The organism is Actinoplanes sp. NBRC 103695 (assembly GCF_030269485.1).
GTDB lineage: Bacteria > Actinomycetota > Actinomycetes > Mycobacteriales > Micromonosporaceae > Actinoplanes.
The window spans coordinates 431,183-447,561 of record NZ_BSTL01000006.1 but is presented as its reverse complement, the minus strand read 5'-3'; the positions used below and the strand labels follow the sequence as shown (position 1 = coordinate 447,561).

The following is a 16,379-nucleotide window of genomic DNA, read 5'->3' as shown; positions in this document are numbered from 1 at the left end:
CGAAACTGGTCAAGCATCGACGTAGCTCAATGCAAACCGGGAGGGCTCGATGCGTACGGTGTCCCGCATTCTCGCCGTGGCGCTGGTCGCCGCGTTCGCGCTGGTCGCACCCGGCGAGGCGGGGGCCGCCGTGATCGCCGGGCGGCCCGTCAAGATCATGCCACTGGGCGACTCGATCACCTGGGGCGCCGGGTCGAGCACCACCTCCAGCTACCGCCCCGAGCTGTGGCAACGCCTGGTCGGCGGCGCGGGACTGGCCGTCGACTACGTCGGCAGCGGGCAGTCCGGCTCGCTGCCGGACACCGACAACGAGGGCCATTCGGGGTGGCGGATCGAGCAGATCACCGCGTCGATCGACGGCTGGCTCGCCACCAGCCGTCCCGACGTGGTCCTGCTGCACATCGGCACGAACGACATGAATCAGAACTTCGACGTCGGCAACGCGCCGTCCCGGCTGGGCACGCTGCTCGACCGGATCCACGCCGGTGCGCCGGCTGCGGTCGTCCTGGTGGCGCAGATCGTGCCCGCGCTGGACGCGACGATCAACGCGCGGATCACCACGTTCAACGCGGCCGTGCCGTCGGTGCTGTCGTCGCGGGCGTACACCAGGCTTGTCGATCTGAACAGCACCATCACCGCCGCCGACCTGAACGACACGCTGCACCCGAACGACGCGGGCTACACCAAGATGGGCGACCTCTGGTATTCGGCGCTGGAGAGCGTGCTCGGCGGCGGGCGGGACTGGCCGCTGCTGCGTACCGGTCTGGAGCCGGGCGAGACCGCGCCGACCTGGACGGACACCGTGGACAGCAGCCTCAACGTGGGTGGCTACAACGCGAACCTGACCAGGATGGAGACCGGCCCGCGCGCCGAGACCGCCCGTGGTGGGGCGAACGCGTTGATGTACTCCGGCAACGACCTCAGCGCGAGCGGCTCCTACTCGTACACGCGGGTCTTCGACACGCACCTGCGGATCGCCGCGACCTCGGTCCTCAGCTACTGGATCTTCCCGCAGCAGGCCAACGGCGCCCACGTGGCGGTCGATCTGCGCTTCACCGACGGCAGCAACCTGCGCGATTCCGGCGCGGTCGACCAGTACGGGGTCCGCGCCCACCCGCAGTTCCAGGGCGAGGGCGGCCATCTGGTCGTCAACCGGTGGAACCTGGTCCGCGTCAACCTGGCCGCGCTGGCCGGCCGCACGGTCGACCGCATCCACCTCGGCTACGACCAGCCCGCGGCCACCGGTGTCTTCCGCGGCTACGTCGACGACATCACCATCAACGACAGCACCCGTGAGGCCGCCGATCCGGCAGCCGCCGCCAACCTCGCCCTCAAGCGCCCGGTTACCGCGAGCGCGGCGTGTGTCACGGCCGAGGACGCGGCCAAGGCCGTCGACGGCACGACGGACAACAACAGCAAGTGGTGTACGGGTGTGAGCGGCGCGACCTGGCAGGTCGATCTGGGCGCCCCCGCCGCGGTCCGCACGGTGATCGTGCGCCACGCGTCCGCCGGCGGTGAGCCGTCCGCCCTGAACACCCGGGCGTACCGCGTCCAGACCAGTCCCGACGCGACCACCTGGACCACGTTCGCCACGGTGACCGGCAACGCCGACGGCGTCACGACGTCCACGGCGGGCCCGGTCAGCGCCCGCCACGTGCGGCTGCTGATCGACACCGGCCAGCAGGACGGCGGCACGACAGGCCGCATCTACGAGGTCGAGGTCTACGGCGCCTGACCGGGGCCGAGGACGATGACGGAGTTGTGGCCGCCCATGCCGAGAGAGGACTTGACGGTGAGGCCCGGCTCGGTCTTCCGCAGTCCGGTCAGCAGCCGGGGGTGGGCTTCCGCGACGGCCGGGGGAGCGGGGATGACGCCGCGGCGGTAGGCGAGGGCGCTGACCGCGATCTCGACGGCCGAGGCGGCGCCCTGGCAGTGTCCGGTGAGCGGCTTCACGGAGAAGACCTCGGCGGCCGGCGGGAACAGGGATTCGAGGATCGCGGCCTCGGCGGCGTCGCACTGGCGGGTGCCCGGGCCGTGCGCGTTGAGGTAGCGGACGTCCCCGGCGTCGATGCCGGCATCGGCGATGGCGTCGGTGAAGCAGCTTCGGACGGAGGTCAGCCCGGGTTCGATCGAGGTGACGTGGTAGGCGTCGTGGGTCATGGCGCCGCCGAGGACTTCGGCGTACGCGCTGCCGCCGGCCGCCGACAGGACGAAGGCGACCGAGGCCTCGCCCATGACGAAGCCGCGGCTGCCGGCCTGGAACGGCCGGGAGGCCTGCAGCGGCGGCGTGTCGGTGACCGCGACGCCCAGCCCGACGAAGTGGTCCAGGCTCTCCGGCGTGCAGGACAGGTCGGTCGCGATGAGGATGACGTCGTCGACGATGCCCGCGTCGATCCAGGCCTTGGCGGTGATCATGCCGGCGTTGCCGGAGGCGCACATCGCCGAGACCGCCATGGCCGGGCCCCGGAAGCCGAACTCCTGCATCAGCAGCGACATCGGGGTCGAGGGCATCAGCGCCAGGTAGTCCCGGGTGGACAGCTTCCGGTCGTGCACGGTGTAGAAGTCACGCCACAGGTCGACCTCGCCGAGGACGGTGGCGTGCAGCAGCCCGACCCGCCGGCCCGGCACCCAGCCGTTCGACCGGGCATCCCCGATCGCCTCGCGCGCCGCGGCGCGCACCGCCCGGGCGAAACGGCTGGTGCCGTCGGCGGGATCGCCGCCGTCCGGCACGTGAGCGGCGTACCCCGGATCGTCCGGGCCCGGCCGGTATCCCGGGCTGGGCGTGCAGGCGGACTGCCCGGAGAGCAGTCCTTCCCACAGTTCCTCGCGACCCCAGCCGTAGCCGGTCACGGCGCCGATCCCGTAAATCCCCGCCACCATGGCCCCAGCGTCCCAGTGTCCGAGGGGCGCCGGCGGAGCCTTTCGATCAGGGTCGAATTGTTCGGCCGGCAGGCATACTGCTGGACATGAGGGATTCATTAAGATCAATACGACGAAGGATCTTCACCCTCGCCGTCACGACCACACTCATCGGCACCGCGGGGTATGCGGCGCCGGCCCAGGCCTCCGCGCAGGCGGGCGGCCCCGCCGTCGTCCAGACCGCGACCGGCCGGATCCGTGGCCTGGTCGCCGAGGACCGGCGTACCTTCTCCGGCATCCCGTACGCCGCGGCGCCGGTCGGCGACCGGCGATGGCAGCCACCGCAACCGGCGGCGTCCTGGCGCGGGGTCCGCGACGCCACCGTCCCGGGCAGCCGCTGCCCCCAGCCGGACGCCGCCGGTACCAGCGAGGACTGCCTCTTCCTCAACGTCACCACCCCGCCGGTGAGCGCGGGAAGCCGCCTTCCGGTGATGGTGTGGATCCACGGTGGTTCGCTGACCACCGGCGCGGGCAGCGACTACGACGCGTCCCGCCTGCTGGCGGGCGGCCGGGTCCTGCTGGTGACGATCAACTATCGGCTGGGCGCGCTGGGTTTCCTGGCCCACCCGGCGCTCGACCGGGGGAGGTCCAAGTCGGGCGCGTACGGCTTCGCCGACCAGACCGCGGCCCTGCGGTGGGTGCGGCGCAACATCGCCGCGTTCGGCGGGAACCCGGGCAACGTCACGGTGTTCGGCGAGTCGGCCGGCGGCGGCAGCGTCTGCGCCCAGCTGGCGTCCCCGGCAGCCGCGGGGCTGTTCCAGCGCGCGATCGTGGAGAGCGCCCCCTGCGTCAACAATCCCGCCGCGCTGCCCTGGTGGAGGCATCTGACGCAGTCCGAGAGCCTGGGCGTGCAGGCGGCCGGGCGCTTCGGATGCGCCGATCCGGCCACCGCCGCCGCCTGCCTGCGCGAGGTGCCGATCGACGAACTGCTCGCCGCTGCCGTGCCGGCGTCGCAGATCGCCTTCCCGCCCGCCTTCGGTGGCGACGTCCTGCCCGAGGATCCCGGGGTGGCGGTCTCCTCCGGCCGCTTCAACCGGGTGCCCGTGATGCACCTCGGCACCCGGGACGAACACCGCCTGTTCGTCGCGCTCGAGGAGCTCGCCGCCGGAAGGCCGATCACCGAGACCGAATACCAGGCCGCGGTACGGGCGCAGTTCGGTGACCACGCCACCCGCCTCCTGGCGCGGTACACGTCGGCGGCGTACGGCTCGCCCAGCCTGGCCCTGTCGGCGCTGTTCACCGACGGCGCCTGGTCGTGCCCGGCGTTGTGGACCGAGCGGGCGCTGGCGCGGTTCGTCCCGACCTTCGCGGCGGAGTTCACCGACCGGAACGCGCCACCGCTGTTCCCGGGCACCGAGTCGGTGAGCTTCCCCCTCGGCGCCTACCACGCCGCCGAACTGCAGTACCTCTTCGGCGGACCGGTCTTCCCCGACCGGCTGAACGCGGCACAGAGCCGGCTGTCCCGGCAGATGGTGCGGTACTGGCTGCGGTTCGCGGCCACGGGCAACCCCAACAGCGTCGGATCACCGGTCTGGCCCAGGTTCACCCCTCGCGGCGTTCACGTTCAGTCCCTCGCACCCGGACCGCGCGGGATCCGTCCGGTCGATCTCGCCGCCCGGCACCGGTGCGCTCTCTGGGAGTCGCAGATGGGCTAGTTTGCTCGGATGAGTCTCCTCGATGACGTGGCGAAGCGCGACGGCTGGCGATGCTGGGTGTGCGACGAGCCGGTCGACGCCGGCATGTCGGTGAACGACCCGCGCGGCCCCAGCGTCGACAGCCGCACCGCCGACCGCAAGGCCAAGGTCGCCGAGCGCCTCGCCCACCGTGCCTGCAACACCCGCAAGGGCGCGGTGAAGGTCGTCATCGCCTGGCCGGACCGTCTGCACGTGGTGGAGCCGGCGCCGCTGGTCGCCGTCGCCGAGCGCCTCGAACGCAAGGGCGGCCGCGAGCTGGTCGCCCGCTGCCCGAGCAGGAAGGACGCCCAGGAGGCGGCGGACTGGCTGGTCGACCGCTTCTCCCGGCTGGTGCCCGGCCTGCCGGTGACCGCGACCGTCGACGCGGGCGGCGGCCAGTTCCTCGTCGCCCTGTCCACCGGCCGACGGTGACATCCTTGATCATCCGTACCGCCCGGCTCACCCTGCGGCCGGTCACCCTGGACGACCTCGACGATGTGCACTCCTGGCAGTGCCGCCCCGACGTGGTCCGCTGGATGCTCGGCGCCCGGCTGCGCACGCGGGAGCAGTCGCGGGCGTCGGTGATCGCCATGGCGGGCGAGGACGCGCTTCGTGCCGAAGGCGACTGCCTGACACTGGCCGCGGTCACCGACGCCGGCGTCATCGGGACCGTGGAGCTGGTGTGGCGCAGCCAGGCCGACCGCACGGCCGAACTCGGTTATGTCTTCCATCCCGGTCACGGCGGCCGCGGGCTGGCCACCGAGGCCGCCGCGGCGCTGGTGGACTGGGGTTTCGACGAGTTCGGCCTGCACCGGATCTATGCCCGGTGCCATGGCCGCAATGAGGCGTCCGTCCGTCTGATGGCCCGGCTCGGCATGCGTCAGGAGGCCCGCCACGTCGAAAGCTACCTGTTCCAGGGGGAGTGGGCCGACCAGCTCGTGTACGCGGTGTTAGCTCACGAGAGGGCGTCGAGCAGCCGATCGATCTCGGACGCGGTGTTGTAGTGGTAGATGCTCGCCCGGACCGCACCGCCGGTGTCCCGCAGGCCGGCGGCCTCGAAGTACTCGGCCGCGTAGTAATCCCCGCTCGAGACGCAGATGTTCTGCTCGCCGAGGATGCGGGCGGTCTCGGCGGGCGGCCGGCCGTCCAGGCGGAACGACACCGTGGGGCAGCGACCGGCCGGCGCCGCCAGGATGCTCACGCCGTCGATGTCGGACAGGCCGGCCAGCAGGCGGTCGGTGAGCGCGTTCTCGTAGGCCGTCACCGCCGTCATGCTGGCCGTCAGGCGGGCGCGGCGGTCCAGGGCGGCGGGCGCCAGCGGCGACAGCGCGGCCAGGTGGTCGACGGCGGCCGTCACGCCGGCCAGGAGTTCGAAGCTGAGCGTGCCGTACTCGAAACGGTCCGGCGTGGTCGACGGTGACGGGATCAACTTGACCGGCTCCAGCGGCGCCCACGTGGCCGGGTCGGCGACCACGGCGGCGTAGTGCGGGCCGGACCACTTGTAGGCGCTGGTCACGTAGAAGTCGGCGCCGAGCGCGGCCACGTCGGTCGGGCGGTGGGCGGTGGCGTGCACGCCGTCGACGTACGTGAGAGCGCCGGCCGCGTGGGCGAGGTCGGCGATCTCGCGCACCGCGGGGACGGCGCCGGTGGCGTTGCTGGCCGCGGTCAGGGCGACCAGGCGGGTCCGCGGGCCGATCAGGTCCCGGTACTGCTCGACCGGCAGTTCCCCGGTGGCGAGGTCGACGTCGGCCCAGCGGATCGTCGCGCCGGTCTGCACCCACGGCCGGACGTTGGCGTCGTGGTCGAGCCGGGACACCACCACCTCGTCGCCGGGGCCCCAGCCCTGCGCGAGCGTGCGCGCGACCAGGTAGGTGAGTGCTGTCGCCGACGGACCGAACACCACGCCGTCCGGCCGGCCGCCGACCAGGTCGGCCACGGCCGCCCGGGCCGCCGCGACGATCTCGCCCGAGCGGCGGGCCGGGGCGAAGGCGGTGCCCCGGTTGGACACGGCGGTGCGCATCGTGGCGGCGATCGCGTCGATCACGGCGGCGGCGGGCTGGGTGCCACCCGCGCCGTCGAAGTGGACGAATCCCTCGGCGAGGGCGGGGTAGCCGGACCGGATCCGGGCGACGTCGAGCTCCATGACGTCGACCCTATTTGTTCGCGTCCCCGCGTGGACATTGCGCTGACCTGCGCGAACAAATCACATTGTTCGACGGTCATCGCCGGTGCTTCCGCGCGTACCCGAAACCGGTGTTGCCTTTGAGGGGTGGGGCCGGGCACGGGGCCGGCCCCGCAGCACGCTCACCCAGGTCACACCGACGCCGCGTCGAAGGACTCGCGGTTGGCCAGGACGTCGTCCATGTGGGTCTGCGCCCAGGCCTTGAGGCCGCGGACCATCTCGTGCAGGGAGAGGCCGAGGTCAGTGAGCTCGTAGCTGACCGTGACGGGCACGGTCGCCGTCGCGCTGCGGGTGACCAGGCCGTCGCGTTCCAGGGAGCGCAGCGTCTGGGTGAGCATCTTCTGACTCACGCCGGCCAGCAGGCGGGAGAGCTCCGAGTAGCGCATCGGCCGGGGCTCGCCGACGCAGCCGGGGCCGCTGCCCAGCGCGGACAGCACGAGGGTGACCCACTTGTCGGAGATCCGGTCGAGCAGCTTGCGACTCGGACATCCGGCCAGGAAAGCGTCGTATTCCACCTTGGCCTGAGCTCTCCGCTGGGCCGCCGTTGTCGTCGCCATCGACTGCTCCTCCCACCCGTGGGTACCTAACGAACCTGGAAGTGCGTACTTCCCATCAGGAAGTTACCCCACCAGAGTGAAGCACATGACGAATCTTTCCACCGGTAGCCTGGGCGACCTGACCGTCACCCGCTTCGGCTACGGCGCCATGCAGCTCGCCGGTCCCTGGGTGATGGGCCCTCCCGCCGACCGCCACGGCGCCCTCGCCGTGCTGCGCGAGGCGGTCGACCTGGGCATCACCCACATCGACACCAGCGACGCGTACGGCCCGCACATCACCAACCAGCTCATCCGGGAGGCGCTGCACCCCTACCCCGAGTCGCTGCACATCGTGACCAAGGTCGGCGCGAACCGTGACGCCCAGGGCGGCTGGCCACCCGCACGGGAGCCGGAGCAGGTGCGCCGCTCCGTACACCAGAATCTCGAGAACCTGGGTCTTGACGTCCTCGACCTGGTCAACCTGCGGCTGGGCGACGCCGAGGGACCGCGACCCGGGTCGCTGGCCGAGCCGTTCGAGGCGCTCGTCGAGCTGCAGCGGCAGGGCCTCATCCGGCACCTCGGCGTGAGCAACGCGACCGCCGAGCAGGTCGCCGAGGCGCGGTCGATCGCCCCGATCGTGTGCGTGCAGAACCTCTACAACCTGGCGTACCGGCAGGACGACGCCCTGATCGACGAGCTCGCCGGCCAGGGCATCGCCTACGTGCCGTTCTTCCCGCTCGGCGGCTTCAGCCCGCTGCAGTCCGCCGCGCTCGACGCCGTGGCCGCCCGGCTGGACGCGACACCGATGGCCGTGGCGCTGGCCTGGCTGCTGCGCCGGTCGCCGAACATCCTGCTGATCCCCGGCACCTCGTCGGTCGCTCACCTGCGCGAGAACCTCGCCGGGTCGGAGCTCGAACTGTCCGAAGAGGACGTCGCCGAGCTGGACAAGATCGGGGTCCGATAGGTGGCATGAGCGAGGTGACCACCGTCCGGCGGGCGGCGCCCGGTGACCAGGCCTATGTCGAGGCGCGCTGCGGGACGCCTTCGGGGAACGGCCGCCGCGGTCCACGACGAGCTGGACTTGAGCTTTCCACTGTGGATGTTGCTTGACGATCGTCGATACAGTCGACCGGGTGCTTCCGCGACGCGCGATCGTCATCACGTTCCTTCTCCCGGCCCTGGGCATCCTGATCGTCGGCGGCATCTGCGCCGGGATCCTCGCCGACTGGTACGCCAAGTCCGACCGCGCCACCGCCGTGGTCACCGGCAGAGGTTCCGCGGTCGGCGAGTTCGCCTCCGACAACACCGTGCGCTACGACGTGTACTGGAAGGACGCGGCCGGCGACGGCCACGAGGCGCAGTACCGCGTGCCCGGCGGCAGCCGGCTGGAGGACGGGCCGTTCCAGGTGCGGTACGACCCGGCCGACGCCGAGGGGCTGGTGTTCCCGGCCGGTGCCGACGCCGGCCGGGTGATTCCGCCGGCGCCGCCGTGGTGGGTGCTGTTCTTCCTGCTCCCGTTCGTGATCGTGGCCGTCGGGCTGGCGCTGGGCTGGCGTTCCCGGATCGCCGGGGCACGTGCGGCCGCCGCCCGGCCCGGCGTGCCCTACCGCGTGGTGCCGTTCGTCATGGAGAGCACCCAGGCCGGTCTCGGCTCGAAGGGGACGGTCGACGTCGGTCTCGGCACGGTGCTGCTGCCCGCCGGCGCACCGGTCGACGAGGAGATCTACCAGCCCGGCCGCGACCTGGTGCTGCCACCCGGCGCGCTCTGGCAGCGGGCGATGTGGAGCCGGGGCTTCGCGACGCTCACGCCCGGCCACGAGGTGACGGCGCACATCACCGAGGGCAAGGGCGGCCGTGCGCTCCTGACGACCGAGCAGGGCACGGTCTGGCCGGCCGGCCCGCTGTCGGACAGGCCGTTCCCGAAGCGCGTACCGGTCAAGGTCGCCTATCGCACCGCGGTCAACAGCCGCGTCCGGCCGGGCCGGGCCTACCTGGTCGCGCCGCTGTTCGGGCTGTGCGCGGCGCCGGCCGCCATCCAGACCCCGCTGGCGCTGTTCCTCCTGCCGTACGCGGTGCTGCTCGGCTACAGTCTCGGGATCTTCGCCTGGGGCTGGCGGGGTGGCATCCCGGAGCGCTGATGATCTTCGTGAACGAGGCGATGGCGCGGGAGCGGATCGGGGAGGTGGCCGCGGCAGTCAGGACCCTGTGGGAGGTTCCGCACGCCGGCCGGGGCGAGTGGAGCGACGACCTGGACTTCGCCCGGCGGCTGACGTCGAGCCCCGGCCGCCCGGCGGAGTGACGGCCGAGGCGTGGGACGCGGCCGACGACCAGGCCCGCCGGCTCCTTGATCTCGTTCATCCTGGCCGCCGGTAGTGCACCGCCTCGCCGACCGCGACCACTCGCGCATCCCGGCGAGCCGATCCTGCATCCGGTCCAGCTGCGCATCGTGTCGGCGATGGTTCCGCGCCTGAGGCCCAGATATGCGGTACCGTCAATGGGAGCGCTCCCACCTCGCCCCCGTCCCCGTGAGGAGTACCGATGAGACGCGTCCTCCGCGCTGCCGCCGCTGCCGTCGTCCTGGCCGCCGGCTCGATCACCGCCGTCGTCCTGGCCGGTCCGGCGCAGGCCGACACCCGGATCTGCGAGCAGTACGGCTCCACCACCATCCAGGGCCGTTACGTGGTCATGAACAACCGCTGGGGCACCAGCGCCGAGCAGTGCATCAACGTCACCAGCACCGGTTTCGAGATCACCAGCCAGCAGGGTGTCGGCAACACCAGCGGCGCGCCGGTGTCCTACCCGGCGGTCTATTACGGCTGCCACTACACGAACTGCTCGCCGGGCACCGCGCTGCCCAAGCGGGTCAGCGAGATCAGCAGCCTGACCAGCAGCATCAGCTACCGGTACGTGAGTGGCGCGACCTACGACGCCGCGTACGACATCTGGCTGGACCCGTCGCCGCGCACCGACGGCAACAACGCCATGGAGATCATGATCTGGTTCAACCGGCAGGGCAGCATCCAGCCCATCGGCTCGCCGGTCGGCAACACCACCATCGGCGGCCGGTCCTGGCAGGTCTGGCAGGGCTCCAACGGTTCGAACAACGTCATCTCGTACGTCGCGCCGTCGGCCATCACCAGCTGGGACTTCAGCGTGCTCGACTTCATCACCGACGTGCGCAACCGCGGCGCCATCACCAACTCGTGGTACCTGACCAGCCTGCAGGCCGGCTTCGAGCCGTGGATCGGCGGCGCCGGGCTGGCCGTCACGTCCTTCTCGACGACGATCAACGGCACCGGTGGCGGTGGCGGCACCACCCCGCCTCCCGCACCGGCCGCCTGCCGGGTCACCTGGGCCGCCGACTCGTGGAACAACGGCTTCACCGCGAACGTGACCATCGCCAACACCGGCAGCACGCCCGTCAACGGCTGGACGCTCGGCTTCACGTTGCCCGCCGGCCAGAGCGTGACGAGCTCGTGGAACACCACGCTCTCCGGCGCCTCCGGGGCGCTCACCGCCCGCAACATCTCCTGGAACGGCGCGATCCCGGCCGGCGGCAGCGCGTCGTTCGGCCTGCAAGGAAACCACGGCGGTGCGTACGCCTCACCGTCGGCGTTCACGCTCAACGGAAGCGCCTGCACCACCGGTCAGTAGTCGGTGGACGTGCTGAGCTCGCGCCACCGCTCGAGCTCGGCACGTTGCGCGTCCAGCACCGAACCGAACAGCTGCACCGCGTCCGGCCCGAGCACCAGCAACGCCGGCGGTGTCGCGGAGGTCGCGGCCTCGATCATGGCCCGCGCGGCCTTGTCCGGGTCGCCGGGCTGGGTGCCGTGCACGGTGTCGTTCTCCTTGCGCCGCGGCCCGGCCGTGCTCGCGTAGTCCGCGATCGCCTCGGCCGACTGGGTGAGCGACCGCCCGGCGAAGTCCGTGCGGAACAGCCCCGGCTCCACCGCCATCGCCCTGATCCCGAGCGGTTCCAGCTCGGCCCGCAGCGACCCGGTCAGGCCCTCGAGGGCGGCCTTCACCGCCGCGTAGTAGCCGGACCCCGGCGGAGTGATCCGCGCCCCGATCGAGGAGATGTTCACGATCGTCCCGCTGCGCCTGCCGCGCATGCCCGGCAGCACCGCCTTGATCATCGCCACCGCGCCGAAGAAGTTCGTGTCGAACAGCCGCTGCACATCAGCCTCGTCGCCCTCCTCGACGGCCGCGCGGTAGCCGTACCCGGCGTTGTTGACCAGCACGTCCACCTCGCCGAACCGCTCTTCGGCACGCGCGACGGCGTCAGTGACCTGCGCCGCGTCGGTGACATCGAGCGCCAGGGCCAGCGCGGTTTCCGGGTGGGCGTCCGCGAGGTCCTGGACCTTGCCCGCATCCCGCGCGGTCACCACGGCGTTGTCGCCCTCGGCCAGGACCGCGGCGGCGAGAGCACGCCCGAGTCCGGTCGAGCATCCGGTGATCAACCAGGTCGTCATGACGCCATTCAACCCTAGGCTGCTCTTCGTGACCTACTACCGGCGCGACCTCGCCTACGTGTTCGACCAGGGCTATGGCTTCCACGCCGAGGCCTGCGCGCCCGGGATTCTGGCGCTGCTCTCAGGCGTACGCGAGAAAGAGGGTCTGGTCCTGGAGGTCGGGTGTGGGTCGGGGCTGCTCACCAAGCGCCTGGTGGAAGCCGGGCACCGGGTGATCGCCACCGACGCGTCGCCGGCCATGCTCGAGCTCGCCCGGGACGCCGCGCCGGGCGCCGAGGACATCCGGGCCCTGGTGCTGCCCGACGATCCGGTCCCGGCGGTGGACGCGGTCGTCGGGATCGGGCACGCCCTCAACTACCTGCCCGACGCCGACGCCATCCGTCGCGGGCTCACCGCCCTCGCCGGCGCGTTGTCACCCGGCGGTTTGCTGGCCGTCGACCTGTGCGACCTGAGTTGGGGCACCGCCCGCGAGGACGCCATGGCGCAGGGACGGGTCGGCGACGACTGGGCGATCATCACCAGGTTCAGCCGGCCGTCGCCGGAACGGTTCGACCGGGACCTCACGACCTTCGTCCGCGGCGCCGACGGTGGTTACCGGCGCGAGGACGAACACCACGCCAACGTGCTGATCGACACTTCCACGGTGCCGGCCCTGCTGGCCGGCCACGGGGTGACGGCGGCGGTCGGCGAATCGTTCGACGGCGCCGGCCACCCGCTGCCGGCGGGACTGCACAGCATCATCGGTCGCCGTCGACCGTGAGCGGGGTTCCGGACGATTCGCATCCCCATAGACTGACGTGATGATGTCCTGGCTGAACGAACCGCCGCAGTGGTCCGACGAGGACGGTGCGATCAGTGTCGTCACCGGCCTCAAGACGGACTTCTGGCGCCGCACGTTCTACGGCTACATCACGGACAACGGCCACTTCTACCACCGCCCGGTGACCGGCGACTTCACCGCCGAGGTGGTGGTGTCGGCCGGCCATTCCGCCCTGTTCGACCAGGCCGGCCTGATGGTGCGGGCCGACGAGCGCACCTGGCTGAAGACCGGACTCGAGGTCACGTCCGGCGCCGTGCAGCTCAGCACGGTGCTCACCCGGGACGACTCCGACCTGTCCGTGGTGCCGGTGCCCGGCTACGACGGCGGGCTCCGGCTCCGGCTGACCCGCTTCGGCACCGCGGTGTGCGTGCACCGTGGTGACGCGGACGGGTCCTGGCAGCTGGTCCGGCTCGGCCACCTGGACCTGCCCGAGTCGGTCGACGTCGGGGTGATGTGCTGCTCGCCGGAACGGGCCGGGCTCGAGGTCACCTTCCGGGACTTCCGGGTCGGCGAGCCGATCTCCCGGGAAGGCCTCGAGTAGACCGGTCCCGCACGTCGGTGCATGTCGAAGGCCAGGTGGATGGTGCCGTCCTGGACCCAGAAGGCCGCGGATTCTTACGCGCGCGGGCGGCGGAATACAACGCAAGCGCGCGCCTCAGCGAATGGACTGGCCGTACACGTGGGTGACGGTCAGGACGAGGAGCACCCGGCGGTCGGCGACCATCACGGCGCGGTACTCGTCCCAGTCGGGGTGCTCACCGGCGGCCCGGCGGTAGTAGTCGACCAAGGCCTCCACCTCCGGGCCGTTCGGGTCCGAGCCGGGGCCGATCAGCTCGACCGTGCCCTCCGCGGTGGCCCACGCCCAGCCGTCGGCCCGGGTCACCTCGATGGCCGCACGCGGGTCGCGGCGCAGGTTGGCGGTCTTGGCCCGGCCCTCGGTGACGGAGACCAGGATCTGGCCGGCGTCCTTGTCGTAGAACGGGGTGATGGGGGAGAGCTGCGGGAGGCCGTTCGCCTTGATGGTCGCGAGCACGCCGAGGCGGCTCTCCGCCAGCAATGCCCGCGCGTCGAAGTCGGTCACCGTTGCATTCTGCACCCCGGCGACGTCTCCGCCCGGACATGGATCAAGGGCTTCGCAGTGAGAGCGATCACCCCCGAGCCTCGGCGGTCAGCGCCACCCGCCAAGCTACGAAATCTGCATTTCAGGCATTGACATCGCGCCGCAACACATGGATGTTCATCAATGTGATGCGGATTCCCCGGTTGATAGCCGCCCTCGTCCTGGTCCTCGCCGCCTCCCTCATCGCCCCAGCTCATCCGGCCGCCGCCATCGACAACGGTCTTGCGCGGACGCCGCCCATGGGGTTCAACAACTGGAATTCCACGCAGTGCCGCGCCGAGTTCAACGAGGCGATGATCAAGGGGATCGCCGACATCTTCGTGAGTCGCGGGCTCAAGGCCGCGGGCTACGAATACGTCAATCTCGACGACTGCTGGGCGCTGCGGCAGCGGGACGGGAGCGGGAACCTGGTGCCCGACCCGGCTCGCTTCCCCAACGGGATCAAGGCGCTCGCCGACTACGTGCACGGCAAGGGCCTGAAGTTCGGCATCTACACCAGCGCGGGAACCTCCACCTGCTCGTCGATCGGGTTTCCGGGCGGGCTGGATCATGAGGATCAGGACGCGCGGCTGTTCGCCTCCTGGGGCGTCGACTACCTGAAATACGACAACTGCAACAACCAGGGCCGCGACGCGATCCAGCGCTACACCCGGATGCGGGACGCGCTGGCGAGCACCGGGCGGCCGATCGTCTTCGCGATCTGCGAGTGGGGCTCGACGCAGCCGTGGCGCTGGGCCGGGCCGGTCGGGAACCTGTGGCGCACCACCGGCGACATCGAGGACAACTGGGGCTCGGTCCTCACCCTCATCCGGCAGAACAGCGTGCTCGCACCGTACGCGCGGCCGGGCGCCTGGAACGACCCGGACATGCTCGAGGTCGGCAACGGCGGGCTGTCCGAAACCGAATATCGCACGCACTTCGCGTTGTGGGCCATGATGTCGGCGCCGCTGCTGATCGGCTCCGACCTGCGGACCGCGTCCGACGCCACGTTCGGCATCCTGACGAACGCCGGCCTGATCGCGGTCGACCAGGACTCGCTGGGGCGGCAGGCGTACGTCGTCCGCAACTACTCCGGCCAGTGGGTCTTCAGCAAGGTGCTGGCCAACGGGGACCGGGCGGTGGCCCTGTTCAACGAGAACGGCGCGCCGGCCACGATCAGCACGAGCGCGGCGCAGGTCGGCATGAACGCCTCCGCCGCCTACGGACTGCGCGACCTCTGGACCGGTGCGTCGTCCACCACCGCGGGAACGATCAGCGCGACCGTTCCCGCCCATGGCACGGCGGTGTTCCGGGTGTCCGGTGGCGCCGCCTACGCCGGGCGTCGCTTCGTCAGCCAGGCCTCCGGCCAGTGCCTGGACGTGCACGACAACCTGGTGGTCAACGACGCCGCGGTGGAGATCTACACCTGCAACGGGGGCGCCAACCAGCGCTGGAACCTCACCCCGGCCGGCGAACTGCGCGTCTACGACGGAACCCGCTGCATGGACGTCTTCAACGGCGAGACGACGGCCGGCACGCGGGTGCTGCAGTGGGAGTGCAACGGCGGCGCCAACCAGCAGTTCCGCCTCAACGCCAACGGCACCATCACGGCCGTCCAGTCCGGCCTGTGCCTCGACGTCAACGGCGGCGCCACCACCCCCGGCACCGGCGTCATCATCTGGACCTGCCACGGCCAGGCCAATCAGGTCTGGAACCCCTAGAAATTCAGGATCCAGAAATTCTGGATGTCGTGCCTGGGTGGGTGGTGCTGACCGCTGCTCACGCCGAGGTCGGCCCGCCTTCGGCGTCGCCTGCCGGGTCCGTGCCCGCTCGCCCTCCTCCACGATTCCGGCCCAGCTCACGCGGGGACCGCCGGCTCAGTTCTGGGAGGCCGGTCGGATCGTCAGGTCGCCGATCTCGACGTCGGCGGGCTGTTCGATCGCGAACGCGATGGCGCGCGCCACCGCCTCCGGGTCGAGGGCGAACTCGTTCATCGAGGTCTGGATCTGCTCGCGCAGGTCCGGATCGTCGATGCTCGACGCGAGCTCCGTCCGCACGTACCCGGGGGAGATGGACGTGGTGCGCAGCCAGCCCGCGGTGGACTCGGTACGCAGGCCCTCGAGGACGGTGCGCACCGCGTTCTTCGTACCGGCATAGACCGCCATCGTCGGTGTGATCTTGAGGCCCGCGGTGGAGATCGTGGTCACGAAGTGACCGCGGCGCTGGCGTTCGAAGACCGGCAGGGCGGCCGCGAGGCCGTGCAGCACCCCGCGCACGTTGACATCGATCATGGCGGACCAGCCGTCGACGTCCAGGTCGGCGACCGGGCTGATCCGGCTGATCCCGGCGTTGCCGACGAGCACGTCGAGCCGGCCGAACTCGTCCACGGCCAGGTTCACCAGCGCGGCCAGGTCGTCGCGTGAGGTGACGTCGACGGCGCGGACCGCGGCGCGGCCACCCTGCCGGCGGATGTCGCCGGCGAGCGCCTCGAGCCGGTCGGTCCGCCGGGCGCCGAGCACGACGGCGGCGCCGCGGGCGGCCAGTTCGCGGGCCGTGGCCTCGCCGATGCCGCTGCTGGCCCCGGTGATGGCGACCACTGTCATGGCGTAACCTCCTCGATAGGGAAGCGGACGCGTGTCCGCTTACTCGACCGACACTAGCGGACACGTGTCCGCTTA

At 71.4% G+C, this 16,379-nt stretch carries 17 protein-coding genes; 11 read left to right on the top strand and 6 right to left on the bottom strand.

The window, feature by feature from the left end; genetic code table 11:
• The first annotated feature begins 49 nt into the window (after nt 1-49).
• Nucleotides 50-1,735, top strand: a complete 1,686-nt coding sequence (locus QSK31_RS13180) for a GDSL-type esterase/lipase family protein (RefSeq protein WP_285683874.1) — start codon at nt 50-52, stop codon at nt 1,733-1,735.
• Here the strand turns inward: QSK31_RS13180 and QSK31_RS13175 are convergent.
• Entirely contained in the window at nt 1,723-2,880 is a 1,158-nt protein-coding gene (locus QSK31_RS13175) for a beta-ketoacyl synthase N-terminal-like domain-containing protein (RefSeq protein WP_285683873.1), read from the bottom strand. The two genes, QSK31_RS13180 and QSK31_RS13175, sit on opposite strands and share 13 nt — an antisense overlap.
• An 86-nt stretch (nt 2,881-2,966) precedes the next feature.
• Here QSK31_RS13175 and QSK31_RS13170 point away from each other — a divergent pair, with 86 nt between their 5' ends.
• The 3 genes from QSK31_RS13170 to QSK31_RS13160 are packed head-to-tail and all read left to right on the top strand — an operon-like array spanning nt 2,967 to nt 5,596.
• Nucleotides 2,967-4,574, top strand: coding sequence for a carboxylesterase/lipase family protein (locus QSK31_RS13170; protein WP_285683872.1), 1,608 nt, complete (start codon nt 2,967-2,969; stop codon nt 4,572-4,574).
• Between the two features lie 9 nt (nt 4,575-4,583).
• Nucleotides 4,584-5,024, top strand: coding sequence for a hypothetical protein (locus tag QSK31_RS13165; RefSeq protein WP_285683871.1), 441 nt, complete (start codon nt 4,584-4,586; stop codon nt 5,022-5,024).
• A 5-nt stretch (nt 5,025-5,029) separates the two neighbouring features.
• On the top strand, nt 5,030-5,596 hold the full coding sequence (locus QSK31_RS13160; protein WP_285683870.1) for a GNAT family N-acetyltransferase: 567 nt from the start codon (nt 5,030-5,032) through the stop codon (nt 5,594-5,596).
• On the opposite strand, the gene QSK31_RS13155 is transcribed toward QSK31_RS13160, so the two are convergent.
• Nucleotides 5,548-6,735, bottom strand: a complete 1,188-nt coding sequence (locus QSK31_RS13155; protein WP_285683869.1) for a cysteine desulfurase-like protein — start codon at nt 6,733-6,735, stop codon at nt 5,548-5,550. The two genes, QSK31_RS13160 and QSK31_RS13155, sit on opposite strands and share 49 nt — an antisense overlap.
• A 170-nt stretch (nt 6,736-6,905) precedes the next feature.
• Nucleotides 6,906-7,331, bottom strand: coding sequence for a winged helix-turn-helix transcriptional regulator (locus QSK31_RS13150; protein WP_285683868.1), 426 nt, complete (start codon nt 7,329-7,331; stop codon nt 6,906-6,908).
• 85 nt (nt 7,332-7,416) lie between these two features.
• Between QSK31_RS13150 and QSK31_RS13145 the strand changes: the two genes are divergently transcribed.
• The 4 genes from QSK31_RS13145 (at nt 7,417) to QSK31_RS13130 (ending at nt 10,964) form a co-directional block, all read left to right on the top strand.
• Complete coding sequence (locus QSK31_RS13145; protein WP_285683867.1) at nt 7,417-8,274, top strand: aldo/keto reductase family oxidoreductase; 858 nt, start codon at nt 7,417-7,419, stop codon at nt 8,272-8,274.
• A 169-nt stretch (nt 8,275-8,443) separates the two neighbouring features.
• Nucleotides 8,444-9,448, top strand: a complete 1,005-nt coding sequence (locus QSK31_RS13140) for a hypothetical protein (RefSeq protein WP_285683866.1) — start codon at nt 8,444-8,446, stop codon at nt 9,446-9,448.
• Nucleotides 9,448-9,609 carry a hypothetical protein gene (locus tag QSK31_RS13135; protein WP_285683865.1) on the top strand — a complete coding sequence of 54 codons (162 nt, stop codon included), beginning with the start codon at nt 9,448-9,450 and terminating at the stop codon, nt 9,607-9,609. The genes QSK31_RS13140 and QSK31_RS13135 overlap by 1 nt, the downstream gene beginning before the upstream one ends.
• A gap of 239 nt (nt 9,610-9,848) precedes the next feature.
• Nucleotides 9,849-10,964 carry a glycoside hydrolase family 12 protein gene (locus tag QSK31_RS13130; RefSeq protein ID WP_285683864.1) on the top strand — a complete coding sequence of 372 codons (1,116 nt, stop codon included), beginning with the start codon at nt 9,849-9,851 and terminating at the stop codon, nt 10,962-10,964.
• Here the strand turns inward: QSK31_RS13130 and QSK31_RS13125 are convergent.
• Nucleotides 10,958-11,782 (bottom strand): oxidoreductase, encoded by an 825-nt coding sequence (locus tag QSK31_RS13125; RefSeq protein ID WP_285683863.1) that lies wholly within the window; start codon nt 11,780-11,782, stop codon nt 10,958-10,960. The genes QSK31_RS13130 and QSK31_RS13125 overlap by 7 nt on opposite strands.
• Before the next feature lie 28 nt (nt 11,783-11,810).
• Here QSK31_RS13125 and QSK31_RS13120 point away from each other — a divergent pair, with 28 nt between their 5' ends.
• Together QSK31_RS13120 and QSK31_RS13115 are read left to right on the top strand one after the other, a co-directional pair.
• A complete protein-coding gene (locus tag QSK31_RS13120) occupies nt 11,811-12,542 on the top strand; it encodes a class I SAM-dependent methyltransferase (RefSeq protein ID WP_285683862.1) in 732 nt (243 codons plus the stop codon).
• 40 nt (nt 12,543-12,582) lie between these two features.
• The gene (locus QSK31_RS13115) at nt 12,583-13,143 is read left to right on the top strand and encodes a DUF1349 domain-containing protein (protein WP_285683861.1); all 561 of its coding nucleotides are present in this window, start codon (nt 12,583-12,585) and stop codon (nt 13,141-13,143) included.
• A gap of 114 nt (nt 13,144-13,257) precedes the next feature.
• On the opposite strand, the gene QSK31_RS13110 is transcribed toward QSK31_RS13115, so the two are convergent.
• Nucleotides 13,258-13,683 carry a PPOX class F420-dependent oxidoreductase gene (locus tag QSK31_RS13110; RefSeq protein ID WP_285683860.1) on the bottom strand — a complete coding sequence of 142 codons (426 nt, stop codon included), beginning with the start codon at nt 13,681-13,683 and terminating at the stop codon, nt 13,258-13,260.
• A gap of 167 nt (nt 13,684-13,850) precedes the next feature.
• On the opposite strand from QSK31_RS13110, the gene QSK31_RS13105 reads away from it, so the two are divergent.
• Nucleotides 13,851-15,422: a glycoside hydrolase family 27 protein gene (locus tag QSK31_RS13105; protein WP_285683859.1), complete on the top strand. Its 1,572-nt coding sequence runs from the start codon at nt 13,851-13,853 to the stop codon at nt 15,420-15,422.
• 156 nt (nt 15,423-15,578) lie between these two features.
• Here the strand turns inward: QSK31_RS13105 and QSK31_RS13100 are convergent, their stop codons facing one another.
• A complete protein-coding gene (locus QSK31_RS13100) occupies nt 15,579-16,304 on the bottom strand; it encodes an SDR family oxidoreductase (protein ID WP_285683858.1) in 726 nt (241 codons plus the stop codon).
• Between the last annotated feature and the right edge of the window lie 75 nt (nt 16,305-16,379).